The organism is Ruegeria sp. AL11 (assembly GCF_056540865.1).
On sequence record NZ_JBQFXO010000059.1, the window covers coordinates 1 to 842 of the forward strand.

The window sequence follows — 842 nt, forward strand, 5'->3', positions numbered from 1 at the left end:
GGGATTCAGCGGCCAGCGGAGTCGTCATGGTTTACTGAACATTGCGAAGGCATATGCCGAAACATGTAAAATTCGCGCCATTCGATTTTCTATAACCTTGCGCAGCCCCGCCGATCAGATCGCTACCAATCATGGCGAGGGCGATTCAGTCAATGAGGTTTCGTTCAAAAACGGTCACGTCAGTGCGTCGGAGGTTTGGTCTGTCAGTTTGCATGAAGTCAGCGCAGCAAGGGCCAACATCACGGACGCGGTGCCGAGGACCATTGGCAATCCTCCGATCTGATAGGTCAGGCCGGACAGAACCGTGCCGATCAGCCGGCCTGTTGCATTTGCCATGTAATAAAATCCGACGTCCATTGTCACGCGTTCGGACCGGGTGAAGGCCAGGATCAGATAGGAATGCAGCGATGAATTCACCGCAAATATCGCTCCGAAGATCAGCAACCCAACCACAAGCGTTGTGGTCAGCCAGGTTTCAGGCCCATTTGACAGCGATACGGCGAATGTTAGAGCCGCAGGAACGCAGAAAAGGACAATCGCCCAATTACGTGCCGCGCGGATCAAATCGCCTTCGGTTCGATCCGCCGCACGAAGGATCTTTGGCGCGTAGGCCTGCACTGCGCCATAGAGGATGACCCACAGCGCCATGAATGTTCCGATCATGAAGAACGCGGAACGGTTGCCGTCGTCGGTGCCGTCCGACAGGGCGGCATAGAAATAGATCGGGATGCCGACCACGAACCAGACATCGCGGGCACCGAACAGAAAGACCCGCGCTGCGGATAGCCAGTTCACATTGGCGGATTTTGACAATATTTCCGAGAATTTCGCCCCTTTTCGCC

1 protein-coding gene is annotated in these 842 nt (G+C 55.2%); it reads right to left on the reverse strand.

All coding sequences use genetic code 11. From position 1 onward, the window contains the following. Window positions 1-174: 174 nt before the first annotated feature. Window positions 175-842 (reverse strand): MFS transporter (locus ACR0IP_RS23260; RefSeq protein ID WP_480528174.1); only part of this gene is annotated, 668 nt, incomplete at its 5' end.